At 47.6% G+C, this 24567-nt stretch carries 33 protein-coding genes; all 33 read left to right on the plus strand.

The window, feature by feature from the left end; translation table 11 throughout:
* The first annotated feature begins 6 nt into the window (after positions 1-6).
* The 33 genes from C7R92_RS16595 to C7R92_RS16755 all read left to right on the plus strand — a co-directional run bounded on the left by C7R92_RS16595 (position 7) and on the right by C7R92_RS16755 (position 24561).
* Positions 7-1347 (plus strand): SLC13 family permease, encoded by a 1341-nt coding sequence (locus C7R92_RS16595; protein WP_318533235.1) that lies wholly within the window; start codon positions 7-9, stop codon positions 1345-1347.
* Positions 1348-1444: 97 nt separating this feature from the next.
* Positions 1445-2131, plus strand: a complete 687-nt coding sequence (locus tag C7R92_RS16600; protein ID WP_069851814.1) for a response regulator transcription factor — start codon at positions 1445-1447, stop codon at positions 2129-2131.
* A 3-nt stretch (positions 2132-2134) separates the two neighbouring features.
* Positions 2135-3499, plus strand: coding sequence for a HAMP domain-containing sensor histidine kinase (locus C7R92_RS16605; protein WP_069851816.1), 1365 nt, complete (start codon positions 2135-2137; stop codon positions 3497-3499).
* 12 nt (positions 3500-3511) lie between these two features.
* Positions 3512-4372 (plus strand): PepSY domain-containing protein, encoded by an 861-nt coding sequence (locus C7R92_RS16610; protein ID WP_106835021.1) that lies wholly within the window; start codon positions 3512-3514, stop codon positions 4370-4372.
* 70 nt (positions 4373-4442) lie between these two features.
* On the plus strand, positions 4443-5981 hold the full coding sequence (locus tag C7R92_RS16615) for a YcdB/YcdC domain-containing protein (RefSeq protein ID WP_106835022.1): 1539 nt from the start codon (positions 4443-4445) through the stop codon (positions 5979-5981).
* Between the two features lie 316 nt (positions 5982-6297).
* Positions 6298-6627 carry a DUF2085 domain-containing protein gene (locus C7R92_RS16625; RefSeq protein ID WP_069851824.1) on the plus strand — a complete coding sequence of 110 codons (330 nt, stop codon included), beginning with the start codon at positions 6298-6300 and terminating at the stop codon, positions 6625-6627.
* Between the two features lie 72 nt (positions 6628-6699).
* Positions 6700-7515, plus strand: coding sequence for an alpha/beta fold hydrolase (locus tag C7R92_RS16630; RefSeq protein ID WP_106835024.1), 816 nt, complete (start codon positions 6700-6702; stop codon positions 7513-7515).
* A gap of 135 nt (positions 7516-7650) precedes the next feature.
* On the plus strand, positions 7651-8394 hold the full coding sequence (map, locus tag C7R92_RS16635; protein WP_069851830.1) for a type I methionyl aminopeptidase: 744 nt from the start codon (positions 7651-7653) through the stop codon (positions 8392-8394).
* Positions 8395-8517: 123 nt separating this feature from the next.
* The gene (locus tag C7R92_RS16640) at positions 8518-9075 is read left to right on the plus strand and encodes a DNA-3-methyladenine glycosylase I (RefSeq protein WP_106835025.1); all 558 of its coding nucleotides are present in this window, start codon (positions 8518-8520) and stop codon (positions 9073-9075) included.
* Positions 9076-9103: 28 nt separating this feature from the next.
* Entirely contained in the window at positions 9104-9580 is a 477-nt protein-coding gene (locus C7R92_RS16645; RefSeq protein ID WP_106835026.1) for a DinB family protein, read from the plus strand.
* 393 nt (positions 9581-9973) lie between these two features.
* Positions 9974-10312 (plus strand): sigma factor-like helix-turn-helix DNA-binding protein, encoded by a 339-nt coding sequence (locus C7R92_RS16650; protein ID WP_017251812.1) that lies wholly within the window; start codon positions 9974-9976, stop codon positions 10310-10312.
* On the plus strand, positions 10258-10485 hold the full coding sequence (locus C7R92_RS16655; protein WP_017251813.1) for a hypothetical protein: 228 nt from the start codon (positions 10258-10260) through the stop codon (positions 10483-10485). Before C7R92_RS16650 ends, C7R92_RS16655 begins: the two co-directional genes overlap by 55 nt.
* Positions 10482-10679 (plus strand): hypothetical protein, encoded by a 198-nt coding sequence (locus C7R92_RS16660; protein WP_017251814.1) that lies wholly within the window; start codon positions 10482-10484, stop codon positions 10677-10679. The genes C7R92_RS16655 and C7R92_RS16660 overlap by 4 nt, the downstream gene beginning before the upstream one ends.
* Positions 10680-10929: 250 nt before the next feature.
* Positions 10930-11583, plus strand: coding sequence for a hypothetical protein (locus C7R92_RS16665; protein ID WP_106835027.1), 654 nt, complete (start codon positions 10930-10932; stop codon positions 11581-11583).
* Between the two features lie 188 nt (positions 11584-11771).
* Positions 11772-11936 carry a hypothetical protein gene (locus tag C7R92_RS32055; RefSeq protein ID WP_020477556.1) on the plus strand — a complete coding sequence of 55 codons (165 nt, stop codon included), beginning with the start codon at positions 11772-11774 and terminating at the stop codon, positions 11934-11936.
* Between the two features lie 63 nt (positions 11937-11999).
* Positions 12000-12449: a hypothetical protein gene (locus tag C7R92_RS16670; RefSeq protein ID WP_106835028.1), complete on the plus strand. Its 450-nt coding sequence runs from the start codon at positions 12000-12002 to the stop codon at positions 12447-12449.
* Positions 12449-12640 (plus strand): hypothetical protein, encoded by a 192-nt coding sequence (locus C7R92_RS16675; RefSeq protein ID WP_016741308.1) that lies wholly within the window; start codon positions 12449-12451, stop codon positions 12638-12640. Before C7R92_RS16670 ends, C7R92_RS16675 begins: the two co-directional genes overlap by 1 nt.
* Positions 12641-12642: 2 nt before the next feature.
* Complete coding sequence (locus tag C7R92_RS16680) at positions 12643-13980, plus strand: phage tail sheath subtilisin-like domain-containing protein (protein ID WP_106835029.1); 1338 nt, start codon at positions 12643-12645, stop codon at positions 13978-13980.
* A complete protein-coding gene (locus C7R92_RS16685) occupies positions 13981-14433 on the plus strand; it encodes a hypothetical protein (protein WP_007723453.1) in 453 nt (150 codons plus the stop codon).
* Positions 14434-14447: 14 nt separating this feature from the next.
* Complete coding sequence (locus tag C7R92_RS16690) at positions 14448-14834, plus strand: phage tail assembly chaperone (protein ID WP_106835030.1); 387 nt, start codon at positions 14448-14450, stop codon at positions 14832-14834.
* Positions 14835-15061: 227 nt separating this feature from the next.
* Entirely contained in the window at positions 15062-17203 is a 2142-nt protein-coding gene (locus tag C7R92_RS16695; protein WP_106835031.1) for a hypothetical protein, read from the plus strand.
* Positions 17200-17790: a hypothetical protein gene (locus tag C7R92_RS16700; RefSeq protein WP_106835032.1), complete on the plus strand. Its 591-nt coding sequence runs from the start codon at positions 17200-17202 to the stop codon at positions 17788-17790. The genes C7R92_RS16695 and C7R92_RS16700 overlap by 4 nt, the downstream gene beginning before the upstream one ends.
* Positions 17791-17805: 15 nt before the next feature.
* On the plus strand, positions 17806-18759 hold the full coding sequence (locus tag C7R92_RS16705; protein ID WP_106835033.1) for an XkdQ/YqbQ family protein: 954 nt from the start codon (positions 17806-17808) through the stop codon (positions 18757-18759).
* A gap of 3 nt (positions 18760-18762) precedes the next feature.
* Positions 18763-19011 carry a hypothetical protein gene (locus C7R92_RS16710; protein WP_106835034.1) on the plus strand — a complete coding sequence of 83 codons (249 nt, stop codon included), beginning with the start codon at positions 18763-18765 and terminating at the stop codon, positions 19009-19011.
* The gene (locus C7R92_RS16715; protein WP_106835035.1) at positions 19011-19445 is read left to right on the plus strand and encodes a DUF2634 domain-containing protein; all 435 of its coding nucleotides are present in this window, start codon (positions 19011-19013) and stop codon (positions 19443-19445) included. Before C7R92_RS16710 ends, C7R92_RS16715 begins: the two co-directional genes overlap by 1 nt.
* A complete protein-coding gene (locus C7R92_RS16720) occupies positions 19433-20248 on the plus strand; it encodes a baseplate J/gp47 family protein (protein ID WP_106835036.1) in 816 nt (271 codons plus the stop codon). The genes C7R92_RS16715 and C7R92_RS16720 overlap by 13 nt, the downstream gene beginning before the upstream one ends.
* Entirely contained in the window at positions 20245-20889 is a 645-nt protein-coding gene (locus C7R92_RS16725; RefSeq protein ID WP_106835037.1) for a putative phage tail protein, read from the plus strand. Before C7R92_RS16720 ends, C7R92_RS16725 begins: the two co-directional genes overlap by 4 nt.
* 3 nt (positions 20890-20892) lie before the next feature.
* Positions 20893-21198, plus strand: a complete 306-nt coding sequence (locus C7R92_RS16730; RefSeq protein ID WP_106835038.1) for a hypothetical protein — start codon at positions 20893-20895, stop codon at positions 21196-21198.
* On the plus strand, positions 21199-22446 hold the full coding sequence (locus C7R92_RS16735; protein WP_106835039.1) for a hypothetical protein: 1248 nt from the start codon (positions 21199-21201) through the stop codon (positions 22444-22446).
* Between the two features lie 17 nt (positions 22447-22463).
* A complete protein-coding gene (locus tag C7R92_RS16740) occupies positions 22464-23525 on the plus strand; it encodes an NHL repeat-containing protein (protein WP_106835040.1) in 1062 nt (353 codons plus the stop codon).
* Between the two features lie 14 nt (positions 23526-23539).
* The gene (locus C7R92_RS16745) at positions 23540-23833 is read left to right on the plus strand and encodes a hypothetical protein (RefSeq protein WP_106835041.1); all 294 of its coding nucleotides are present in this window, start codon (positions 23540-23542) and stop codon (positions 23831-23833) included.
* Positions 23834-23863: 30 nt separating this feature from the next.
* Positions 23864-24010: an XkdX family protein gene (locus C7R92_RS16750; RefSeq protein WP_106835042.1), complete on the plus strand. Its 147-nt coding sequence runs from the start codon at positions 23864-23866 to the stop codon at positions 24008-24010.
* Between the two features lie 95 nt (positions 24011-24105).
* Positions 24106-24561: a phage holin family protein gene (locus C7R92_RS16755; RefSeq protein ID WP_106835043.1), complete on the plus strand. Its 456-nt coding sequence runs from the start codon at positions 24106-24108 to the stop codon at positions 24559-24561.
* The last annotated feature ends 6 nt before the right edge of the window (positions 24562-24567 follow it).

A 24567-nucleotide genomic window follows, 5' to 3' on the forward strand; every position in this document is an offset into this window, starting at 1 on the left:
CTAATTATGTTTGTTGAATTACTGCTTATGCTGCCGTCTTCCCTGACATTTGAAGCCAAATGGAGCTTGTTCTGTTTCTGTGTCGCTGTGATCCTGTGGACGACAACCTCGCTGAACTCTGCCTATGTAGCGATAGGCTCCGTATTACTCCTCGTCGTGACAGGAACGGCTGACCAGGAAATCTTGTTCGACTCGCTCGCCTCCGATGTCATTTGGTTAATGATTGGCTCGTTCATTCTCGGCGGTGCTCTTCAAGTGACAGGCTTGGCAGGCAAACTCACAGATCTCGTCGTGAGCAAGGCAAAGAACGTCAAAAGCTTGTTTTGGCTCTTGACGATCGTCGTTCAATTTCTCGCTTTCTTTATCCCATCTACTTCTGGACGCGCAGCGGTGCTACTGCCTGTTTTCCACTCGCTGACCTCAGAAATCGGGAACAAGCAAATCACGAAAGCCATGGCGATCCTGATTCCGACGATTATTTTAGTATCGACGAGCTCCACTATGATCGGAGCGGGCTCCCATTTTATCGCACTCGATATGCTGAAGGAGTTCAATGGGGAAGGGATTAGCTTCGCGGAGTGGCTGCTGTGGGGACTGCCGTTCGGGGTAGTGGCCAGCATCGTTACTTGCCGGATTGTTCTGGCTCTATTTCTCACCAAAGAAGAGATGCAGCGCCCACTCGCGAGCAAAAAGCTTTCCCTCACCTTGTCCCGCAATGAAAAATATACGGTTGCTGTGATTGGGGCGATGGTCATTTTCTGGCTGACAGAGCGTTTTCATGGAATAGAGATTGCTACCACGACAGTCGTCGGCGCCTTTCTATTGACACTCCCCAATGTGGGCGTCATGAAGTGGAAGGATGGCGTTCAGTCTGTCTCATGGAACCTGATTCTGTTTGTAGGGGCAGCCATTGCACTCGGAAAGTCGTTATTGGAGAGCGGCGCGGCAGAGTGGATCATGAAGAAGCTGTTCACGATTACCGAGCAGCTGGAAGGGGAATCGTCGCTGTTGATCATTGTGGTCATTACTTTGCTGACACTGACCTCCCATCTGTACATTACATCGCATACAACGAGAGCCGTCATTCTTGTTCCGCCGCTTCTCTACTTTGCGAGTAGCCTCGATTTAAATGAAGTGACCGTGTTGTTCGTAGGAATCGTCGGCATGAACTACTGCCTGACCTTCCCTGTAAGCTCCAAAGCATTGCTCATGTTCCAGGAAAGCGGCAAGGAGACCTTTTTGCCTAAGGATTTGCTGCGATTGAGCTTGTACGCAGGTGCGGCCCACGCGATCCTGATGGTCGTCTTTTATTACGCGTACTGGCAGTGGGTGGGGTTATCGATATAAGTAAAAAATTATATCTTTCGTACGGATTGCTCTTTGATCCACAGCCAATATTTGCTAAACTCAATTGGATAATGGATGCAAGGCTTAGGAGGATTACATGTCGGAGCGAATATTAATTGTGGAAGATGAAGAGAAAATTGCTCGTGTGATTCAATTAGAGCTGGAATACGAAGGATATGAAAGCGAGATCGCCAAAACAGGGCTCGAGGCGCTGGAACAATACAATCAAGGCGAATGGAACTTGATTTTGCTCGATGTACTGCTGCCAGGTTTGTCAGGTATAGAAGTGCTTCGTCGGATTCGGGTAAAGGACTCCGCGACGCCAGTCATTTTGTTGACGGCCCGAAATGCTGTCGTGGACAAAGTAAATGGACTCGATCAAGGCGCGAACGACTACATCACGAAACCTTTTGAAATCGAAGAGCTGCTGGCTCGCATCCGTTCCTGCCTCCGCTTGTCCCAAATGACGAGGAAAGTAGAAGCCAGCTCCAAAGTAGAAGTAGCGGATTTAAGCCTGGATGAAAAATCCCGGGAAGTGACGAGAGGTTCCAGTCAGATCGAGCTGACGCCGCGTGAATTCGATTTGTTGCTTTATCTGATGCAGAATAAAAACCAAGTTCTGAATCGTGAACAGATTCTAACACACGTATGGGGATTTGATTATTTCGGAGACACAAATGTCGTTGACGTGTATATCCGCTACTTGCGTAAAAAGGTGGACCAAGGGTATGAAACCCCGCTTTTGCATACAGTACGAGGCGTTGGTTATATGCTGAAGGGGTAGATGATGAAAATCAAAAATAAAATTCATTTGTTCTCCACGGTCGCACTCTTGCTCCTGTTGCTCATGGTCAACAGCTTCATTTACTTCATGTTCTATAAAGTGACAACAGACGGAGAGCTGGACCGTTTGCAGCGAGAAGTTCTGCATATCCAGAGTGGACTCAATCAGATCGGTGTAGAAAGTTTCGACCCTGCCACGCTGCTGCAGCCGTATTTGCCGTCGAACGGGATGATCCGGATTATCGACCAGCAATCGCGGGCCATCGTCACGCAGGAAGTAGACAGCACGCAGCCAATCCCGGCACCGCAGCCCATCTTTGATAGAAAAGCGAGTGACGGTGTCTTCGATGTCAACGGAGCGAAATACGCGTACGTCAAGGTCCCGATCATTTGGACGAATGGAAAAATTGTCACGTTAGAAGTCATTGAAAGTATTGCGGGTTTGCAAGAAAATTTGAGCCTGCTGCAAAACGTTCTGCTATTTGCTTCGTTGTTCGTGCTGATTCCTGCTTTTTTTGCCGGACGCATGCTGAGCAATCTGATTTTGCGACCAGTCAACTCGATGATTCAAACGATGGAAGACATTCAAGCGCGCAGTATTTTTAAGAAAATACCGCTTGAGCACACATCCAAAGATGAATTGCACGCGTTAGGAAGTACCTTTAACAAGATGATGGATTTATTACAGCAAAACTTCGAGAAGCAGCAGCAGTTCGTCTCAGATGCTTCCCATGAATTGAAAACGCCGCTGACTGTAGTAGAAAGCTATGCGAAGCTATTGAAGCGTTGGGGAACGAAAAAGCCGGAGGTTCTGGCAGAGTCGGTGGAAGCGATCTATTCGGAAGCCGTGCGCATGAAGGATATGACCAATCAAATGCTTCTTCTCGCCAACAATAGCGCCGAATGGAATCTGGATGTCAAAGAAATCGACTTGATCCCAATGTGCCAAACGACCATTGCACAATTGACCAATGCGTATGGCAGGTCCTTTCAACTGAGCGCAAACCATGAATCGGTTCCTGTAATGGCCGATGAACAAAAACTAAAACAAGTGCTCGTCGTTTTACTCGACAATGCGATGAAATACAGCTCGAATGAAATGGAAGTGGATGTAGGGATTCAAGGAGATCGTCCATTTTTCTCAGTGAAGGATTACGGAATGGGGATTCCCGAGGAAGATTTGCAGCACGTTTTTGATCGTTTCTTCCGTGTAGACAAAGCCCGCAGCCGCGAAACAGGGGGCGTAGGACTCGGTCTTTCCATTGCCAAACAGATCGTCGATGCCCATCAAGGCGATATTGCACTCGATAGTGAAGAAGGGAAATGGACGCTCGTGACCGTTTTTCTGCCGGGGCAGGCTAAGAAATAGCAGGAGGTACGTATGAATAAAAAATGGAAAATAGGGCTGCTGGCGAGTTTTCTGTTGGTCACTACGGCATTTGGCATGCAACGGATCTTCGCGAGTATGGATTTGCAGTCCTTGTCAGAGGAGGAAGTCAAACAGATCGTGACGACCCGCTACCCGGGAAAGATTGAATCGATCTCCATGACGGATGTAGGGGAAAACAGTATTTACAATCTCCAACTCCTTAATGAGCGCGGAACATATAGTGTGATGGTAAATGCATATACGGGCGAAATTATTGATTTGAAGGAGCTCTCCTTGGTCGCAGCCACTGCGCAGCCGAAGGCAAACGAAACGGCGACGAAACCAACGCAGCCGGGTTCAAATCCGACAGCTAGCACAGCGCCGCAACCGAATAACGGCGGGAAGGATGCTTCAGGCAGCGCGACCAAGCCAGCAGGGACGGGGACGGTAGGGACTGTTGCGTCAGCTAAACAACAGCCAGCTACAACCCAAACCCAAAAACAGCAGCCGAAACCGAATCAAAGCGCGAACCCACCAGCGCAGCCACAGACCAAAATTACCGAACAGCAAGCGAAACAGATTGCGACGGAAAGAACAAGTGGCGGCAAGATCGATGATGTTGATCTAATCGAGACAAAGAGTGGAGCAGTCTATCGGGTAATCACGAAAAAAGACTCCAAAACGGTAGATGTACGGATACATGCCATTACCGGAAAAGTGCTTTCGACGACCACCATTGATAATAGCTCTACCGATGATGATCCGACACCAGCCGATAAAAATGGTAGTGCTCCGGCGGATACCTCTTCAAGTGATGACACGAGCACCATCGATACCGACGACGATGAACTGGATGATGGTGATGATGATTAAGATATAGCATTCAAACAGAGAAAGTCGTCAGTGTCTGCATTGACGGTTTTTTCGTTCGGGAGGAAAAGAGATGGTGACATATCCGACAGAAGCGGTTCGCCTGACGATGGAGAAATGGTTTGCTATGTTTCCCGGTATGCGTGAATTGTCTCAGCAGCGAATCAAAACGTGCGATAACTGGAGAACTTGGGAGATAAAATTAGGTCATGAGCGTACAAAGCTGGAAATCGACAAAAAAACGGGTTATATAACGGAGTTTCGTTTGGAGGATGAAATTCATCAAGATTCGGTTGCTTCTGGAGTGCCAATCGATGCCGAGACAGCAACGCAGCGTATCATAGAAGTTGCAGAAGCACTGTATGGCGACCATCTGAGTGGGATGGTGAGAGATGGTATGGCGAGCTTGTCGGAGTATCGTGAGGAAAAGAATTGGAAACTTTCTTATCGTTATTGTTTTCACGACAATCGGCTTGCCAGCGTGTATCTGTTTATTACGTTAGACGAGTGGGGGAACTTGACTGACATCTACTACCGAGGATTTCATGATTTTGATCCGAAAAACAAGCCCTCCAAGCCAGAAGTAATAACGAAAGAGGAGGCGAAACAAGTATATTTTGCTCTCTATCAGGAAAATTTGATGCTCGCCTGCGACGAACAGGAAGAAGGGATACTCCAGTATCTCCCTGATGAGCCACCGATGGCCTATGCGGTTGTTCATGCCGAGACAGGGCAAATCACCAAGACCGTGATAGGAGGTAGACACCCTAATGAAAAACACTCAGAGGTCATTCCAGTAGTAACCCAAGGAAAATCTCTAATTTTTTCAAACGTGCAAGAGATTGAGTTGTGGGTGAAGGAATCTTTTCAAATTGATGTAATCGAAGCGGATATCAAAAGAGAAACGCTTGTGACACCGAACGAGGATGGGGTCACTTATAATCCTAGGAGCGGTTATTTCAAACATATTGATGCTGCGAAAAAGCCGGACTGGCCTTCTACGATCCATTACTTCTGGTCGCTGCCAGAAGCAGAAGACGCGGAAACCGTCTACGATCCTGATTTTGTATGTGTGACTCTCAATCGCCAGACCAACGAGCTACTTGCCTTTACGTTTAATCAAAAAATGGAGTATATAACGCCACGGATGTCGGACCGCGATGCTCTGCGAATAGCCACGCGCTATTTGGAAACATACATCGAGCAGGGAATTACCGAGTTGCACTATTATGAATTATGTTATTTACGTGGCACGGGAAATACGTATTACTTCTATGAGCGACGAAATGGTATCGTTTTAACAAATCGGATGTACTCCGTGAAAGTTAATCCTTGGACGGGCCAAGTAACGGGTTTTTACAAGCATGATGTACGTAAAAATAAAATAATTCCCGATCCGGGCTCGTGTGTGTCTCTTAGGGAAGCTGCGGAGAGCTTCATGAGCTTGTATGACGTGGAGCTGGAATATGTGCAAGTGGAGGACAGAAATACAAGTAGAAGGGAAAAGTCTCCTGTTCCGTTCCCGGTCTATCAGCTCAAATACGCACGCACAGAGCGATATCAATATTTGGATGCCGTAACCAATCAATTTAAGCCCCGGACTCGGACGTAATGCAAAGTGAAACGGCTGATACTCTTTCACGTAGAAAGAAAAGAAGGGAGAGGATGTATCTGTTTTTTCTTGGATTAACGGTTTGCATGATCGCATGGATAGCGGGAGGCGTATTTCTATACCAAGGTGATTATGTAATGGGCGTAGTCTTGATCGGAATCGGTCTTCTTCTTTTTATTTGCATGATCATCTTCTATCGTAAGAAACGTAAGAGTTGTTCGTTAGATTGCAACTATATTCCAGCTGATTGTCCTGTTCCAGATTGCGGTATACCTGATTGTGATTGCAAGCCAGATTGCTCACATTGAGGTGGCTAATGAAGATCAATACGCAGTGGATTCCATGTCATCGGCGCGCAGATCGATCCTTCTATATAGCGGGTAAAAAAATGCCGCTATGTGCCAGATGTGTTTCGACATTGGCTGGATACTTGATCGCGCCAGTTTTTGCAGGGATGCATCTCGTGACCTCTTACTATTTGATTGGATTGCTTTTACTGCCAATGCTCATTGACGGCTTTACCCAACAATGGAAGTGGCGGACAAGCAATAACAAGCTCCGATTTTTAACAGGGTTTAGTTTTGGTGTCGGACAGTCGTTACTCATTTCCAATCTCGTTTGGTTTTTGGTTGAGAGACTCAGGTGATTGAATTTCAATATTATGGTAATCCTTTCACCTGGGACATCCCTCCTATATAATACTGGTGGGGGGATATTAGTGATCCATTATAAGACATACATACGTGGTGAAGATTGCGAATGGGTGACTTTTGTCCATGGGGCAGGGGGCAGCTCATCGATTTGGTATAAACAACTGAAGGCATACAAAGAGAATTTCAATGTTCTTCTAGTAGATATGCGTGGTCACGGAAAATCTAAAAACATCTCAGGCAAGCTGTTCAAAACATACACCTTTGATGATGTCAGCAGAGATATCATTGAGGTTTTGGATCATGTAAAAATCACTTCCACCCATTTTGTGGGGATTTCCTTGGGGACGATCATTGTGCAGATTATTTCGGAGCAGGCCCCAGAGAGAATGCGCTCGATGGTTTTGGCAGGAGCTGTGACGCACATGAACGTGCGGTCGCGGGTGCTAATCACACTGGGGAATATGGTCAAACATTTCATCCCGTACATGTGGCTGTATCGACTGTTTGCATGGGTGATTATGCCGAGCAAGCGTCATAAAGAATCGCGCTCGTTGTTTATCCGCGAAGCCAAAAAGCTTTGTCAAAAAGAATTCAAGAGATGGTTCAAGCTGACAAAAGGCATTAATCGATTCCTAGGAACCCTCTTTGATAAAGAGCCTCCCATCCCTACCTTGTTCATTATGGGTGACGAAGACCATATGTTTTTGCCGTTCGTCCAGATGCGTGTGAAAAAAAGACAATTTGCACAGTTGAGTCTAGTCGCTGACTGCGGTCATGTCGTCAATGTCGATCAGCCGGAAGAATTTAACCGAATCTCCATCGGGTTTATTCAAAAGCAGTCGACAATAGCGCAAGGAATGTATGTATGGAATCCAGCATAGCTTCGTAAGATAAGAGCCGCAGAGGATGCTTCTGGGGTTCTTTGTTTTTTCTTCGGTTGCGATTGGCGAAGAAAAATGTTCCAATGTGAGTATGAATATGGGAAATAATTATATTTGTAGACAGGAGGGAGACACATGTCGATTCAAAATGAACATGATTTGCTGTGCTTGAAACGGATCGGTAATATTGTGGCAGAGGCAAGAGAGACGATGATTAGGGCCGTGCGAGCAGGTGTGACTACAAAAGAACTCGACCAGATTGGCGGAGAGATCTTGGCAAAGTACGGAGCACGGTCTGCACCGAATATCACCTATGATTTTCCAGGGCATACATGCATCAGCGTCAATCACATTGTTGCGCATGGCATCCCTGATGATACCGTCCTGCAAAATGGCGATATCATCAATATTGATGTCTCGGCAGAGCTGGATGGATACTTTGCCGATACAGGTGCTTCTATCGTGGTAGGAGAAGGCGAGCCTGAAAAGCAATCCTTATGCCAATGCGCCGAGGAGTCGTTGTATAAGGCATTGGATGCGGTAAAGGCGGGATCGAAGCTAAGCCAGATTGGTCGCGTTGTTCACCAGGAGGCCAGGAAAAAAGGCTTTACAGTCGTCAAAAACCTTACGGGTCATGGCATCGGCAAAAGCTTGCATGAAGAGCCTGCTTACATTTTGAATTACTATGACAAAAAGGATAGACGCTTGCTCACAGAAGGTCTCGTGTTGGCGGTTGAAACATTTATTTCAACGGGGACGGAATATGTGGAGGATGGCAGGGACGGTTGGGCGATCATTACGCCTGATAAGAGTTATGTAGCTCAATACGAGCACACCATCGTTATAACGAAGGGGAAGCCAATTATTTTAACAGCTTGATTGCAGGGAGACCTCAGATTGATGAGGTCTTTTTTTGTGAAGAAAAACTTGCAGAATAGCCAATGATTGTATATTCTTTATATAGGAATATATGTTCGTATTATATGAAGGAGGTTTCTTTCCATGAATCGGTGCGGCTGGGTGAATCAAGACCCTATCTATATGGATTATCACGATCACGAGTGGGGAGTTCCTGTCTATGAAGATCGTTTGCTCTTTGAATATTTGAATTTGGAAGGCGCTCAAGCCGGACTGAGCTGGTACACGATCTTGAAGAAGCGGGAAAATTATCGAAGAGCGTTTGATAATTTTGAAGCGGAGAAAATCGTTCAATACGATGAAGCCAAGATCGAGCAATTGCTGACAGATGAAGGCATCGTTCGAAACAGGCTGAAGATTCGCGGCGTCGTGAAGAACGCCCACGCGTATTTGCGGGTTGTGGAGGAGTTTGGGTCCTTTAGCAGCTATATTTGGTCGTTTGTAGGCGGGAAGCCGATTCATAATCATTTTCAGGAAATGAAGGATGTGCCTGCTTCTACCGAAATCAGCGACAAGATGAGCAAGGACTTGAAGAAGCGGGGTTTTACGTTTGTCGGTTCAACCATTTGCTACGCCTTTATGCAAGCAGTCGGCATGGTCAATGATCACGTAGCGACATGTGATCTCTATCCAAAAAACTAGGACGAGCTTATGGAGAGGGGAGAATGGCATGAACGAAAATGATCTCTTACTCTTAAACTTTGAGGAAGTAAGACGTAGAAGCATCAAAGTTTGGAAGGCAATTCCTAAAGAAATGCTGAACTGGAAGCCTGACGATAAAGCGTTCACGTGCGGGGAAATGATTCGCCATGTCATCGAGGGTGAGTTTTTGTATCACCAGATTTTGATCCAACGGGGAAGCGCCGCTTTGTCTACTATCCCCAATCCGTATGAAACCAAAGAGTTTTCGACCGTAGAAGAAGATTTGGCCTTTGCGAAGCCGTATCGAGAAGAATTTCTCCGCTTCGTCAGAGGGTTGTCCAAGAGCGATCTGGAGAGTGTCCGCATCGATCGATCCGATGTAGGCTATGTCCGCACGCTTGGAGACATGCTTCTGCGAATCGCCTATCATGAGTCTGTACATACCGGTCAACTGTTAGATTATATGCGAACGATGGGTGTTGAACGTCCGAATATATGGGATTAAATGAGTGCGAAAGATAGAAAAGCAGGCAAGCTCTTCTGTTGTGAATGCGAGAGGGGCTTGCTTTTTTATTTATAAAAAAAGGTCCTTCTTCATTTAAGATGTTTCTTGCGTGATGGGCAGATAAAACTCAAAAAGTATGAGGATTATGTACTTTTAAAGAGTAGGGACATCAGTTGTGTAAGGATAATTTCATACTTCTACACAGGCACGATCTCCACTTGAGATCGTGTTTTTTGATGCCTTCTTTGAAATTTATGCAGAGAATCGACCAAAAAATTATCTCCAAAAATCTGGTGGAAAGAACTTGAACTTATTACCATAGTATGAGATACTTGTACTACAAAGAGAACGAACGTTCCTATTTCCGGATGAAAAAGACAGAAGGTGAAGCATGTGACAGATGAGCAGTTGAAAGAGCATTGCAGAAAAGTGCTCAAGAGGATTGCTTGGCGATTGCAGTACGCTGCCAAGAAGCGTTTGTACAGGGAGACGGTGATCAAAGAGGGGATGCGGGGAACGGAAGCGATCGAGGACAACCTGTCGCACCTGTATGTTCAGGAGGTGTTGATGCAACTCCCAGAAAAAGCCCGAATCATTATCAAGCATGTCGTCCTTCAAGGAATGACAGAAGAACAGGTAGCCAAAAAACTGAATATGACCAGACAAGGAGTGAGTAAATGCAAAAACAAATATTTGCGCCAATTGGCCGAGAAGCTGACTCGTTCAGCCTGACCCTCCAAAAAGCACAGTCAGGGGATAATCGGGCTGTACTGACGATCCTCGACTTTCTGCTTCCCGACATGGAGTACCTTGCTTCCTTTATCAAACTACCTCGCGAAGAGAGCATGCAAGAAATGAAAACCGCGATGCTCGAAGCGATCCGCAGTGGAGAAGTGATGCTATGATGACGATTGATTACGTTCAGGTTCTCGCGGTTGTCGTGTGCTTCCTTGCTTTAATCGTCACGTTTAAGCAGGTAGATTTGCAGATTCGGATTAATAATCTGTTCAACCTGCAATTAAAGGCAAACAAAGAGAAAAAGAAAGAGCAACTGGAACAAAAAAAGGAGACTCCGACTGACGATCGGAATCCCCATTAAAGGCTTGGGGCAAAGAATACAACTGGTGAGTATCCTCTTTGCCCTCTTTCATTATACAAGAAAATGTCTATGCAAAGGAGATACGTACGAAATGATAGAAGCAGCATTAATCGGAGCAGCTGTTTTATTGATCGGAGTCATTATCGGACAGATCGGTTTGTCTCAAAGATTAAGAAAAGGCGCAAGAGTCAACGAAAACCGTTAAGCAATCATTTGGACTTCATATATATGACCGAGGGGGAATAGTGCCTTGATCAGCAAAGATGTTTTCATGGAAGCAGTATGCGAGGTGTGTCCGGCGACGTGCTGGGGAAAGAAATCACATTGCCAGGTTCATGATAAGCACGTAGGAAAAATCGATTCTTGCCCGGAGTGGGACAAGTACATGCGGGATCAAGAGGCAAAGGGGCAGAAAAAGACAGCATTCGCTAGAAAAGAAGGCTTCGTCCGGCTGAGTGAGCAAGCACCCATCGTAGATTTTCTACAAAAGGCCGAAGAAGAAATTCGCGACTACAATTATATGCAGATCGAGATCGTGCGCATCCAGCGGTTTTTGCGTGAAGCAGGGGAAGGAATGGTCGCACAGTACGGACTGGATGCAGGGATGCCGAAAGGAAAAGGCAGCAATGGAGATAAGACGCACGCAGAGGTTGCACGCCGGGAGCGGAAATGGAAGAGGCTGCAAAATCTGCAGGATAAAATCGAGCGGATCAACCAAGCGGTCGAGACGATTCCGGGGGAGCAGGAACGCTTGATAGTCGAAGCTTTGCTGGATGGCGATAAGAACAATCTGATTGCTAAAGAAATCGGCGTGTCCCGACAGCGGTATTATGAAATCAAGCGCAGTGCCGTGATGAAGATGGCATGGGCGATGTATGGCGATCAGGCTCTGCAGACTGGATAATGAAAACACAACCCGGCTTACTAAACGAGAAGCTGTCTGATAAAGACAGCTTCTTTTCATTTTCACAAGCATGTTGAATCTGACAAAGGTTGACACTTCCTGACACATCGGGTCATTTTCCCAGTTTTTCCTCCAGTTCGGTTATACTTGAGTCAAGCGAAACAAGTAAGAGAGATACGAGCCATCCGATGAAGCTGTCGGGTGGCTTTTTATGTACGCCGACGACTCAAATGTTCGGCGAGCGGGGAAAACGGCGATTGGCGCCACACGATGGCGAGTTCAAAGCTATAGGCTACTCGCTCCCTGCTCGGCGGGCATTTGCCGTGAATGCCTTGCCAAATGAAGTGAAATAGTGGGGGGAAGAGTCATGTGACGAAGACAGAAGAGAATACCGCAAGTATGGGAGGTGAAGCTGGATGGATCGTGAGCTAGCCGTTCTCATTGAACTGGTGAATGAAGCGTATCCAAAGCTCGCTACAGTTGTAAACGTGGACGATTGGATGGCGCAGAGATTCCAACCGCCAATCGCGTTTCTGTTGACGCAAGGGGTCCGTGAAGAAGGAAGAAGCCTCACTTCCTATCAGGTGGTCTCAGAAGCAGCCATTGTCCTCCACTATCCAAAGGTAGAAGGTGCCTACCAGCCGCTTTCAGCAGAACCGCTGCGTGAGCTCCTTCGCCAAAATCAATTTAGCTATCAAGGCAAGACGTCTGGATTGTCCATCGAGATCGACAGCTCCACCTTGCGTATTTGGCGGGATAAAAAGGACCGGACGGAAATCGCGTTTCAGTTCACCTACAACGTGGCGGTGCAGAGAGCAGTCACAGACAAAATCAACGAATTTGATGTAGAGGGGGTCCGATCATAGTGGCACGAAAAGAACAACAAGCACAGGCCCCAGAGCTTGTGCAAACCAAACAAGAGTGGATCAAGAGCGCCGCTTACCTTGGAGCCGAACGGTTCGAGGTAGCAGGTGCTCTTTTTTCTGAAGCAGATGATCAACTACTGGCAGAAGGACAAGTGAAGAGCCGACTGACCAAATACAAAGGCGGGGTGTAAGCATGACCATTCAACGTGAACGTCCGGGTGTAACGGTCGAATTGATCGCAAAAGCAAAAGAACGTGTAGTACCGAAGAGCGGAGTCGTACTGGTGCCGTATCAAGCAGAGTGGGGTGCGCCAGATGAGCTGGTGAAGCTGGGTAGCTTTGAGGAGCGACTTGCTCAGACATTTGGCAAGGTCGATACCGTGGAGCTGGCAGCAGAAGGCGGCGCGACGATTCTCGCATACCGCATGACGAATGGCACAGCCACAAAAGCAGCGTATGAGCAAGCCGATGCGATCAGAGTCGAGGCTCTGTATCCAGGCTTGGTGGGTAACGAGCTGAAGGTTGCCATCACTTCCTCAACGTCCGAGCCAGGCAAAAAAGAACTCCAAGTAACAGGCCCTCTGCAAACCGAGAAGTTTTCGTTTGCGGATGCGAATGAGCTGGTAGCGAAAACAAGCCAATCCAACTACGTGCGTGTGAAAAAGCTGGGCGAGACTGCCGTTACAATCGTGCCAGAAACAGCGCTGACAGGAGCGAAAAGTGGCACAGTAGCGCTGACACCAGCTGACTCGACTAAGCTGTTCATGGCGGTTTCCGGTGCTGATTTTGACACGATGTATCTACCTTTTGATGATGCGGCTGTACAAGCGGCAGCGAAACAATTCATGAGCGATCGTCGCACACAAAATAAGAAGCTCAGCACGCTGGTGATCGGCGGCAAGGTGGCGGATGACGAGAACATGGCGAAGCACATCGAGCGTTCTGTGGCGCAAAATGCCCGTTTTGTCGTGAATAGTGCCATTGCTGGTCAACACAACAACGGAAAAGTATACGGCAGCCTGGTGTGGGCCGCATGGGTAGCGGGTATGATTGCCGCGACACCTGCGCATGAATCGCTGACGGCCGTCGTCGTTCCATTGAAAAAAGCGCTCAAGGATTGGGGGCACACTGATATTTTGAGCGCACTCGGCTCTGGTACGCTGATCGCAACTCGCGACGGAGATGTGTACATCATCGAGAGCGCCGTGAATACGCTGGCGGTGCTAGGCACGCATGAGCGCGAGGACTATGGAAAAATCCGTGTCAGCATGACGTTGGATCAGATCGTCAACGACATCAGCCAAGTCGGCAAGAAATACAAAGGCAAGCTCGGCAACAACGATTTGGGCGGCGCGGTGTTTGTTTCTGCTGTCAACGCGTACCTGACCGTCCGCGAGCAGCAGGGCGCGATTGATACAGGCTGGACATTTACGGATCAAAAGAACGGCATCGGGGATCGCCGTGGTTTCCTCTTGTCTGCGAAGCCGCTTGATGCCATCGAATACTTTGACATTGACTGGGAGGTGCTGTAATTGGCTATTGCACGCGATATTAAACTGAAGAACTGCCAAATTTACGATGAAAACGGAGACCCGATCTTCGGTACCCTGGAAGGCAAAATGGTCCTCAAGGTAGAGTACGGTGACACGAACCGTCTGCAAAAAGGAAAAATCCAGACCGTCAACGACTGGCATGTAGAAGTGACGTTGAAAATTACCGCAACCAACGCTGCGTTGAAATACTACTGCGTCGATCAATTGACGCAAGGCAAGACCCCAGTCCTCCCATTCCTGATCGGCGAGACACTGGACAAGGAAGCGGGCAACTCCGAACGCGTCCGCATTTCCAATATCGTGCTGAACCCAGACGAAATTACGCTGTGGGAAGCCAAAGCAGACGGCAACGATCACGCGACCTACGACCTGAAAGGGATGTCCATCGAAAAGCCGGACTACCTGGATGAATTGCCAACCTACACGGAATAGGAGAGTGCTTGCATATGAACAAAAACAAACTCGAGAAATTTTTGGCCAAAGCCAATGAACAAGCATCGCGAAAAGAAATCACCGTAACCATCGACGGTGACGAATGGAAGGTTCGCCAACTGAATTTGTCCGAGCTGCGCGATTGCGAACGCATGGCTGACAAAGGCGAGAAAACGGATTGGTTCCTGTACAACGATGCACGTCTGGTGAAAGCCACCGAGCACGATTTTCCTTGGAATCAGGAAGAGCTGAAGAAAGCGTACAAGGTCGGCACCAAGTACGAGCTCGTCGAGAAAGTTTTCCGCGACAATCCAGAGGGATACACCAAGCTGCTCAATGCGGTCCGTGAAGTCAATGCAACCCAGACGGAAGAAGAAGCTATTGAAGAAGCAAAAAACTAATCCGATCTGACGGCGAGGCCTGGCATATTTGCCGCGCCTTTTTAAAAGGCAGAGGCCGCCCGTCGGATCTACTCGAGTACGAAGTCGATTTGTACAAGCAGAAGCTGTTTATTTTTGCTTGTCAGATGATTGAGGCGGAGGACGAGGAAAGAGCTGGGGGGTAGGTCTCCCGGCTTTTTTCGGGTTTTGCTGAGTGTAGACATCTGGGAGGACAAGGAGGTGAAACAATGGCAGGAACAATGATGGAAACGTTTGATGCTTATAGTGGAGTAGTAGGTAAATATGACGATTTCGCAAAAGGACTCCTGGGCTCACTAACTCCCATGATCGAAAAGGCTGTTGGAACAACGCTGAGTTCGGTTGCCCAAGAAGCTCAGGCGACAGAAAGAGAAAAGACACTTTTTGAAGCTGGTGGCAAAGGTAAGGAGCAACTCCTGAAGATAGAAGAGACTTCCATAACCATACGTGAGCTCAACCCTGATATAAAGAAAGATCAAGCATACAGTCTCATCGCCAAAGCCGAACTTGTGCATGCATCCAATGGTTTAAAGTACGCAGAAAAAGCAGGCATGCTGAAAAATACGACGAGGTTTACGGAAGATGAAATCATGAAAATGATGAGCTCCATTGAGATTTCTACTGGTGATGAAAGTACCGTTAGGCAGTCAAATGCCGTTCAGTATTTAAGCAACAAGGGAGGGGGAGCCGCGACTGGAAAATTTGTGGAGTCTATGGCTCACTTCAACCTTCAGAATGGCAATTTGCTGAATACGCCTGAAAAAATGTCCGCTACCTTTGTCTCAATCGGGAACCTTTTGAATGATTTTAAAACGTATGGTGCGTTGTATGAGAATGCGATGAAGATGTCGGATAATGGTGATCTCGCCGCAATCCTTGAGAAGCATTACAAGGCTCAAAATAAGAAGGATGCAAAGGCCAAGGCTGCCCAAGATATAGCAACGCTGAATCGAAGTCTCGCAACGGGGGAGAAAGAAACAATAAATATCGCCCTTGGAAAACTCCTGATGACTTTTTCTAGCATCCAGGATAAGACGTTACAACAAAGTGCATTCGATACTTTGACAGGCGATGCCGGAGTTGACGTGGCGAAGGGTCTGCGAGAAGTAAAAGATATAACTACAGGGGCTTTTGTGCCGGAAATGGGGAAAGAGAGCCCATATAAAGTCGGGAATGAAGCGGTGAATGCGCATCAACTGTCCGCACAGAATGATGTTTATTTTAAACCTGGGCAGGCACAAGCGATGGCGAGAAACGAGGCCATCGAGATCGCGACTCAGTACGCAGAACAAATGTCTGGGATAAATACAGGGATTTCGAAAGCAGCTGAAGGAGTAATGGGCTCGTTTAACTCTTTGGACGAGTCGATAAAAAGTACTGCGATTTTTACCGGAGGATTACTAATCCTTGGCAGTGCTCTGTACCATATAATATCTCAACTGAGAAAAATCAAAGATCTTCGGACAACCAAAGAAAAGTTTCCTCAAGAAGCGACTGGTGGAAAAGACTGCTGCTGTTGTTGCGATGGCACACAAAGCCCTTCTTCTAAAAAGAAATCAAAGAAAAAAAGTTCTCCGGATCACCGCCCTCCAACAGGAGAAAAATCTGCTTCGAATAGTGACGGTCCTCAAGGACAAGCGGGGAAAATTGACGGCAAAAACAAAAACCAAAACCAAAACCAAAACAGTGCGCCAACTACCTCTTCTGCAGGAAATCAGCCCGGACCAGATAGTGGCGGCAATCATGCTGAGGCTGGTAAAGCTGCCAGCAAAGGTGGCTGGAAACAATTGCTGAAAGGAGGACTCAGAAGGGTTCCTCTTCTGGGAACTTTATTAGGCGTCACAGCTATTGCAGGCTCAGCGAACAAGCTGGATACTGCAGCACAAGTAGGGGCAGAAGCACTTGGTGGCTGGGGAGGGGCAGCAGCGGGAGCGGCTACTGGAGCAGTTATTGGTTCGGTGTTACCTGGGATTGGTACAGCAATCGGGGGGATAGTTGGTGGACTTATTGGTGGCATGGGTGGATCAATGGCGGGTGGAGCCCTATACGATGGGATCAAGTCATGGTGGCAGGACAAGACTCCTGCGCAGTCTGCAACTATGCAACCACCAATTCAAGCAGGTCCTCCTGTTCCGAATCACTCACCTATCAGCAACTCAACCGGAAATCCGCAGCCTGTCTCCATTGCTATTCCGCAAGTATCGATTCCACTGCACGTACAAGGTGTATTGCAAGATATCCCAACCATGTTAAAAATGCTCAGTGATCCATCTGTCGCGCAGAGAATCAAGGACATCATCGAGCGCTCCCTGCTGGATGCAATAGAGACGAGGGGAGGGGTAACGACATGATCCGTCTACAAGGCAAATACAGGCTGACGTTTCCGGTAACTCCTGCGGAAATCCAGTTTCGCGGCTATGGCAACGACATCGAAAGCTCGACATCGATTACGTTATTGTCCGGTAATCGCATCTCTTCCAGACGCCCAAAGTCTATCTCCTTTGACTTCATCTTACCCGGAGACAGAACGGCTCCCTATGTCGAGGTACAGGGTTATCAAGGGCCCAGACAGTGGCTTGCTGGATTGGATCGCTTAACGGGTTCAGAAGCACTTTTGACTATTGACGAGCTTGATCTGGCTTGGAATGTGCTCATCGGGCCATGTGACGGCAAATTTCATGGGAAAAACGTCGATTTTCACGGCTCGATTGAGCTGCCGCTGTTTGTCAAAGATGAATTCATTACGTGGAGCAATCAGACGCAGCTTCTATCCCCGGGGGCGGTCATCACGCGACAGCAGCCAGCTCGTCCGAATACGAGCGGGAAGGTAGCAAAGAAGACGCAGAAGCAGCAAGCGGCCCCACGGATAGACAGTAAAAGGTTGGAAGACAGGAAAAGAGAGATTCACGAAAAGCTAGAAAGAGAAAATAGAATGTAACGGAGGGCAGACGAAATGAAAGTCATTTACGGAAAAGAACAGACCCGCTATGACCTGACCCCAGCCGTTACCGAGCTTTCCTGGTCCTCGGCCAGGGGACAAATTGCTCAAAACTGTGATGTGAGAATCAAAGAAGGCCCGCCGCTGCAATCGGCGGGTTTTTTGATGCTCTTTGCAGGTGCAGAGTTAAAAGAATCCCAGCAGCTTTTTCATGGCCCGCTCGTTCGTTTTGACCGGGATGATCGGACAGGAGATTTATCCGCAATAGCATACGAACTTGGCTGGTATTTGCAAAAAAACGAAATCTCCAGACTCAAGCTGGATGGAGATGCAGGGACAGAGCTTGCACGAATCATCAAGTCGGCAGGTATCCATTTTAGCTGCCCGGCGTTCGGTTTTACGATCAAGGAAAGAATACCGGCTCAATCGTATACATCACTCTTTACATCGCTAACCGAGCAAGCGTATGAAAAGACAGGCATCCGCTATTTTGTGCAATACCAGCGAGACAAGCTGACGGTACTCCCCGAGGGGAAAAACAGCATCATTCCGATGTTCAAGGCGAGCTTGCTCTCAAGCAGTTCGACGGGTGAGAGCATCGAGGAGGTTTACACCGTTGTGACAGCAGAGCGTTACCGGGATGATCGAGTGGTGAGCAGTGCAACGAAATCAAATGATAGCCTGGTCAAACAAATAGGACGCATGCAAAAAGTCATCGATGCAGGAGAGGACAAAAGCGTGGCTGGATTGGCAGCCAAGCAGCTTGCGGAGTTGTCCAAAATCCCCAAGACAAGGTCCATTTCGGTCAAGCACGAGGATGAAAATGCTGCGAGACTTCGCGCGGGCTGGCTCATCAAGATTATGGAAAAGGACAATAAAACCATCACAGATTGGATCGTCACCAACTGCCAAGCGCGTTGGCAGGGCGGTCAATACACGATGGATCTCCAATTGGAAAGGAGGACGTAAGGGATGCATTCCGTCATTGCAAAACTGAGAGGGCACGCACAGGACGGCATCGAGAACACACAGGGGGAATTCGGCAAGCTTTTGTCGCTCTCGCCCTTGTCTGTAAAGTTGGATGAGGACCCGACACCCTTGGAGCCGTATGAGCTGTCTGTACTGCGTTCTGCCCGATTGATGCAAGAAGATGTGGGCAAAAAAGTAGCTCTGTTTCGATGCAACAACGAACAATACCTCCTGCTTGGGGTGGTGGAATGATGTTTCCACAATTGCTAGGGACTGAAGAGATATTAGCGCAAGGAACCGAGCTGCCCATTCCGTGGACATACCGGTTCGATTGGGAAACGAAGCAGCTGAGGCAGGGACCAGATGGCAGATATTTGCGCACTACGACTTACGTAGAGTACTTGGAGGAGACGGTGAAAAAGATCCTCCATACGAGGCGGTTCCGTTATGCGATCTACTCGGAGCGGTATGGCGTGGATTTTTTGTCCGACAAAGGGAGGATGAGGTCTGCGCTGTCCTTGTCTGTGATTAAGGCACAGGTGCAAGAAGCGCTGGAAGCGCACAGTGAGATTGAACGCGCGGAGGTGCTCGATATCCGCTTTGAGGGAAATCGGGTTATTTTGCATGTGGAGATTGCTGGGACGCGTGGTTCGACGAGAATGGAGGTGGATGCATGGCAACGTTAGAGAAGCCGGAGATGCCGATACTTCGGGAGACGGCTGACCAGATTTATCAACGGATGGCGAACCGGATGGCAAAATTGGCTGAGCAGCGCGGAGATACGCCGCCTGCTACGGAGGAAGGGGAAATTTACTATGATCTGGGCTACCCGATTGCGGAGGAAATCAGCGATCAGCAGCAGCTTTTGGAATATGGATTTCTACAGAGATTCCTTCCTTGGGCGGACGGAGAGTTTTTGGATGCAATCGGCGTATTCTTTGGACTGCAAAGGAATGTGGCAGAAGAGGACGATGTCTACAGACAAAGGCTGATCGACAGGGCTCGAACAGAAGAAGGGGACGGACGCAGGCAAGACTATGAACGGTGGACCCGAAATGTTGAGGGCGTAGGGGGAGCAGTCGCCGTCGAGAAAGCACGACACGATTTGTCTATTGATGTGTACATTACGGACTTGGCTGGTCAGTCAGCTACACCTGCGCTGGCACAACAAGTACGGACGAAGCTGGAAGACAAGCGACGTGCGCTGCACGATCTCCAAATCCATCCTGCAAAAGTGTTTCCGGTAGCTGTTAATGTCAAAGTGATTACGCGTCCAGATGCAGATTTGGCAAAGATTCAAGAACAGATCATCAAGCAAATCCAAACCTATTTAAAAGGGCGTTCGCAGATCGTATACCAGCAGATCGGTGCGCTCTTTTTCGTGGATGGCGTGACGGATTTTACAGGTTACACCTTAAATGACGGGGAAGTGAACTTGACGGTACCTGCTGATTCTGTGGCGACGTTAACCGTGGTGGTGACGACATGATTCCAGAGCGCTATCGGCGGATGCTGCCGCCGCAATGGTATGAGAATGAAGTGGCGGAATACCACTTGGAAGGTGCGGGTACAGCGGTAGATGCTTTCCATTCTCAGCGCGAGGACCTCCTGCAACAGTTTAGCCCATGGTCAGCAACCTGGGGACTGGATGTTTGGGATTGGATCTACTTTGGCAGTAAGCAATTGCAGACCATTGAAGAGCGACGTAAAAACATTCAAAGAAAGCATTGGGCTAGGTCGCCATTTACTTTACCTGTACTAGAAGCAATGGGGCAAGCTGCTGGAGAGCTAGAGAAAGTAACAGAGGATTTCCCGAATAAGGAGATTGTTTTCGAATTCTCAGCGGAACAACCAATTAATGCTGTTGGATTGTCCAAGGATTTTGAGTGGATACGGCCTTTGCATGTCAATAGTAGCAGGGTGGCAGTTAACAGCAGAGGTGAAGATATCCTTATTTCGGCTCCAACTCGGTTTATTGAGGTTGAATATCCAATCTGTGGAATGGTCTACCCTGAAGACGACATGGAAGGACGCATTTTCCGAGAAACGGTGCAGGTTGCTGAGGCTACCCGTTTTCATGCGGTGAACTATCCGCTAACAAACATGATGTATCCAGAAGGGGAGGTGTAAGGCTTGGCTATCATTCAAAATCGGTTACTAGAATTGTTGCGAGATGATTTAAGTAATCAGATTAACGGGGCATTGATTAACGTAGACGGTACGCTACGATCCTATCCGATCTACAAAACAATAAAAAATGGCTTCAAAGTAACCAAATATATTTACTTAGACGATGTACAGGCACAAGGGCGCATTCAGTCCGTGGTATTAGTGGATAGTGAGGGCAACGCTCTAGCCATTAAAAACATGCAGGTGGTAAAGGGTGACAGCGGGCTGTTGGTTGCTTTTGAATTTTCTCTGGAAGTGAAGGTGGTATAAGTGACTTATCAAAAGACGAGCTGGGTTGACCATATTGTTGACCCCGTAACGGGGGATGTAGTACAGCAGGGAACAAAGGTAACGGCGACACGGATGAATAAAATGGAGCAAGGGATTGCTGACGCGCAAGTACTTACTGAGGCCTTGGCGCAGACAGTAATTGGTAGTCCGGTGATTTCAGGATTGGAGTTTTCAGCAAGTGGATTAACAGCTCAATGGACAGAAGGGGTGGCTTATGTAAATGGTGTGCGTTTTGAAGTAAATGCAGGGAGTATTCAGTTAAGTGCCACGCAAGGTCAGTATATTTACTTGGATTCAGATGGGGTTTTGAAAAACACTCCTTCTCAGGCAATCGCCGATGCTAAATGCAAACTGTGGTACTTTGCCACCGATGCGAATTCTATCATTACTTCGGTTGATAGTAGAAACATCGTGTCGAAGGATATGTTTGTTAAGCAAACGGAAGTTGCTGCGAATGGGGCAAATAAGATTCCTCGGTTGGATGTTCAAGGGAAAGGAGCTTTCAGCGTTACTGGTGAGGCTACAGGTACTCAAGCGAAATTGGATGCTCATACTGCAGCTGCCGACCCGCACACGCAATATGCGCTAGAAAGTGGAGCGAATTTCACAGGGTCGATCAAAAGCACTAGCTTTCTTCCGTTCATCGTCAAGGCAGCAGGACGAAAGAGTTGGGTGATACACAAAACAGAAAACAGTAATGATTTCGTTATCGCTCCGTCTGGTACAGTTGATGGAGAAGATTGGGACTGGACGAAAAGCTTTACGTTTACCGAAACAGCTCTGCACATCGCCGGGAGAACAATCGATGCTGTCGGAGAGATATCATTGACAAACGGAACGAAACTTCGCGAACAAACCGACGTAAGAACATTGCTTCTTTCAAACGGGAATCGATTCGATTTGGTTAGTGAGGACGGACTTAGATTCTTAGCAAATTTTGACGAAAATTCGGCAAGTGCTCGCTTTATGCGGTTTGATATGCTCGGATTGAACAAGACCATCCGCAGTTTAAAGGACGCAAACGGCAGGTTCCGACAAGTTGATTACTACAGAACTGACGGAACGACTCTTTTTATGCGAACCATACTGAACGGAACGCCTGACGCAAACGGAAACTACCCGTCAATGACGATCAAGCGATACAAGGATGACGGGGTAACGGAGGCGTACTCTGGCAACCACCCAATTGCTTATGACGGTGACGGGGACTACACATCATTCGGATAAGGAAGGAGGATTAAACAATGAATATAGCTAACTTACTAGCGGCTCATGGCGTTGGAGTCGGTAAGTACAGGAAAGGCACAAAGTTAAAGAGATCAGAAGTGACTTTCCAAATGGTAAAATCACCGGAAATGCAAACGGACACCACGAATAGTGGAGATTGTTGGTTGGTTTCCGATCAAAAGAACAAAAAGACGTATATTTACGAACCTACCGTGATCGGCCTTAAAAAAATCGACGATGCAACAAGGTCGTTTGAGTGGACGAAAGCACCGGGCACAGAAAGGAGTCCGTACAATTTCGATACCGCCAGATTCGGCCGCAATTTAGAAATCGACGAGGACGGCAACATTTATTTCGTTTTAGTTGCCACGTCCTCCTCTCCATACTTGGCTATTCTTCGCAAGATGAATCCGAGTGGAGGGGTTGTTTGGGATTTAGCTTCTACAAGGTCAATGAACAATACACGAGTCTCTTTGTGGCGTGATCCATCTACAGGTTATTTGTGGGTTGCTTACGATGCCGACTCTGTGACCTTTGATGTATTCGACAAGGCAGGGAATAAAATTAGATCAATCAACACTGGCGCTTCGAGGGAGGTATATTCTTTTGTTGTCGATGAATCCGCACAGCAGATTTTCATAGGTAGCGCCAATGGTTTCATTTACGTGCATTCCTTCACAGGCTCACAATTGACAAATATAAACACGGGGTACAATGCGCCGGTATGGGGAATCCAAATAGACGCAAACTATGTCTTTTGTGGTTTTTCGTCTCATTCGTATCTTTACAAATGCACAAGATTGGGAGCTAACGGAGTGGCTTATATCTTGCCACAAGGTGAAGTCGCTTCATACCTCACATGGAACAAAGATAAAACAACCTTGTACATCTTTGGGTTGAACAACGCTATGGTACTGAACTCACCAGCAAACGGCTATGTGTCGGTTATCAATAACGCATCACCGATTTCCGGCGGCTCTAATTCACGATTTGGTAAGTTCCTTAAAGAGAACGAGGATTTTGTTTTCGCCGGAAACAGATTGATGTCATGGTGGGAACAATCATATACCATCAAATAAAGGGGGCAAACAAGATGGCAATTATTTTTTACAAGAAAGAAAGCGAAACAAAGGCATTTGTTGCATCGATACTATATAACACAACTGGATTTGATCCACAGGATTTAGCGGAATGTTTAGAGGTTGGGGAGATTCCAGAGCCGGAAGCGCAACAGGGAAAACTGCACAACCTATACGTCAATCCAAAAACCAAAGAATTGTGGTATGAGTATACGGATAGGCCATTGACGGCAGAAGAAAAGATGGAAAAAATGGAAGCGCAGCTAAAAATAACACAGGATGCACTAGATGCACTCTTATTGGGATAAAAACAAGCAACGAAAACGGAGGGATTTATCATGCAAAGCAAATTGTATCCATATTGCGTAATGCGTTGGGAAAGTGGGGCATGGACAGAAACGGAATTGACTACAGCAGTTTCCAAAAACTATATCACCGAACCAGAAAAAACAGAGATCATGGCACAACCACAGCAAAGCGCATAGAGCGCCTTTTCCAAAATGGAGAGGGCGTTTTTCATGGGGAGCTACTAATGTGGCTCCTTTTACTTTTGCCCCCAGGGGGTGAGGAGGATGACCAGATGAAGTTTATTCAAAGCTTGGAAAACATAACAACCCCAGCAAACGCCTGGGCGACAACAGCAGGTGCAATCGTGTCGCCCGCCTTTCACTATCTATACGGCACCAACCGCCAAGACATCCTAATCGTCCTCTTCTTCCTAATCGCCCTCGACTGGATCACAGGCATCTCCGCCGCCAAAAAAGACCAATCCTACTCATCCGACTACGGCCTGTCCCGAATCCCACGCACTCTATTCCTCATGGCCCTACCAGCCGTAGCCAATCTCCTAGACCGCGTCATGGGCACACCAGGCTTCTTATTCTACGGTGTCACCTTCGGCCTCATCTACCACACCTGGACAAGCCTAACCGCCAATGCCCACCGCGCAGGCTGGCCGATGCCCAAATCCGTCGAGAAATTAGTCAGTGCCGAAATCAAGGCAAAGGCTGAGCGAGCCAAACGAAAGGAGTCCTAGTAAACA

It is taken from the genome of Brevibacillus porteri (genome assembly GCF_003013475.1).
GTDB classification, from domain to species: Bacteria; Bacillota; Bacilli; order Brevibacillales; family Brevibacillaceae; genus Brevibacillus; species Brevibacillus porteri.

Coding starts and splice junctions, on each gene's coding strand:
- C7R92_RS16595 (WP_318533235.1), top strand. CDS start 7: ATGTTTGTTGAATTACTGCTTATGCTGCCGTCTTCCCTGACATTTGAA.
- C7R92_RS16600 (WP_069851814.1), top strand. CDS start 1,445: ATGTCGGAGCGAATATTAATTGTGGAAGATGAAGAGAAAATTGCTCGT.
- C7R92_RS16605 (WP_069851816.1), top strand. CDS start 2,135: ATGAAAATCAAAAATAAAATTCATTTGTTCTCCACGGTCGCACTCTTG.
- C7R92_RS16610 (WP_106835021.1), top strand. CDS start 3,512: ATGAATAAAAAATGGAAAATAGGGCTGCTGGCGAGTTTTCTGTTGGTC.
- C7R92_RS16615 (WP_106835022.1), top strand. CDS start 4,443: ATGGTGACATATCCGACAGAAGCGGTTCGCCTGACGATGGAGAAATGG.
- C7R92_RS16625 (WP_069851824.1), top strand. CDS start 6,298: ATGAAGATCAATACGCAGTGGATTCCATGTCATCGGCGCGCAGATCGA.
- map (WP_069851830.1), top strand. CDS start 7,651: ATGTCGATTCAAAATGAACATGATTTGCTGTGCTTGAAACGGATCGGT.
- C7R92_RS16640 (WP_106835025.1), top strand. CDS start 8,518: ATGAATCGGTGCGGCTGGGTGAATCAAGACCCTATCTATATGGATTAT.
- C7R92_RS16645 (WP_106835026.1), top strand. CDS start 9,104: ATGAACGAAAATGATCTCTTACTCTTAAACTTTGAGGAAGTAAGACGT.
- C7R92_RS16655 (WP_017251813.1), top strand. CDS start 10,258: ATGCAAAAACAAATATTTGCGCCAATTGGCCGAGAAGCTGACTCGTTC.
- C7R92_RS16660 (WP_017251814.1), top strand. CDS start 10,482: ATGATGACGATTGATTACGTTCAGGTTCTCGCGGTTGTCGTGTGCTTC.
- C7R92_RS32055 (WP_020477556.1), top strand. CDS start 11,772: ATGAAGCTGTCGGGTGGCTTTTTATGTACGCCGACGACTCAAATGTTC.
- C7R92_RS16670 (WP_106835028.1), top strand. CDS start 12,000: ATGGATCGTGAGCTAGCCGTTCTCATTGAACTGGTGAATGAAGCGTAT.
- C7R92_RS16680 (WP_106835029.1), top strand. CDS start 12,643: ATGACCATTCAACGTGAACGTCCGGGTGTAACGGTCGAATTGATCGCA.
- C7R92_RS16690 (WP_106835030.1), top strand. CDS start 14,448: ATGAACAAAAACAAACTCGAGAAATTTTTGGCCAAAGCCAATGAACAA.
- C7R92_RS16695 (WP_106835031.1), top strand. CDS start 15,062: ATGGCAGGAACAATGATGGAAACGTTTGATGCTTATAGTGGAGTAGTA.
- C7R92_RS16700 (WP_106835032.1), top strand. CDS start 17,200: ATGATCCGTCTACAAGGCAAATACAGGCTGACGTTTCCGGTAACTCCT.
- C7R92_RS16705 (WP_106835033.1), top strand. CDS start 17,806: ATGAAAGTCATTTACGGAAAAGAACAGACCCGCTATGACCTGACCCCA.
- C7R92_RS16710 (WP_106835034.1), top strand. CDS start 18,763: ATGCATTCCGTCATTGCAAAACTGAGAGGGCACGCACAGGACGGCATC.
- C7R92_RS16715 (WP_106835035.1), top strand. CDS start 19,011: ATGTTTCCACAATTGCTAGGGACTGAAGAGATATTAGCGCAAGGAACC.
- C7R92_RS16720 (WP_106835036.1), top strand. CDS start 19,433: ATGGCAACGTTAGAGAAGCCGGAGATGCCGATACTTCGGGAGACGGCT.
- C7R92_RS16725 (WP_106835037.1), top strand. CDS start 20,245: ATGATTCCAGAGCGCTATCGGCGGATGCTGCCGCCGCAATGGTATGAG.
- C7R92_RS16740 (WP_106835040.1), top strand. CDS start 22,464: ATGAATATAGCTAACTTACTAGCGGCTCATGGCGTTGGAGTCGGTAAG.
- C7R92_RS16745 (WP_106835041.1), top strand. CDS start 23,540: ATGGCAATTATTTTTTACAAGAAAGAAAGCGAAACAAAGGCATTTGTT.
- C7R92_RS16750 (WP_106835042.1), top strand. CDS start 23,864: ATGCAAAGCAAATTGTATCCATATTGCGTAATGCGTTGGGAAAGTGGG.
- C7R92_RS16755 (WP_106835043.1), top strand. CDS start 24,106: ATGAAGTTTATTCAAAGCTTGGAAAACATAACAACCCCAGCAAACGCC.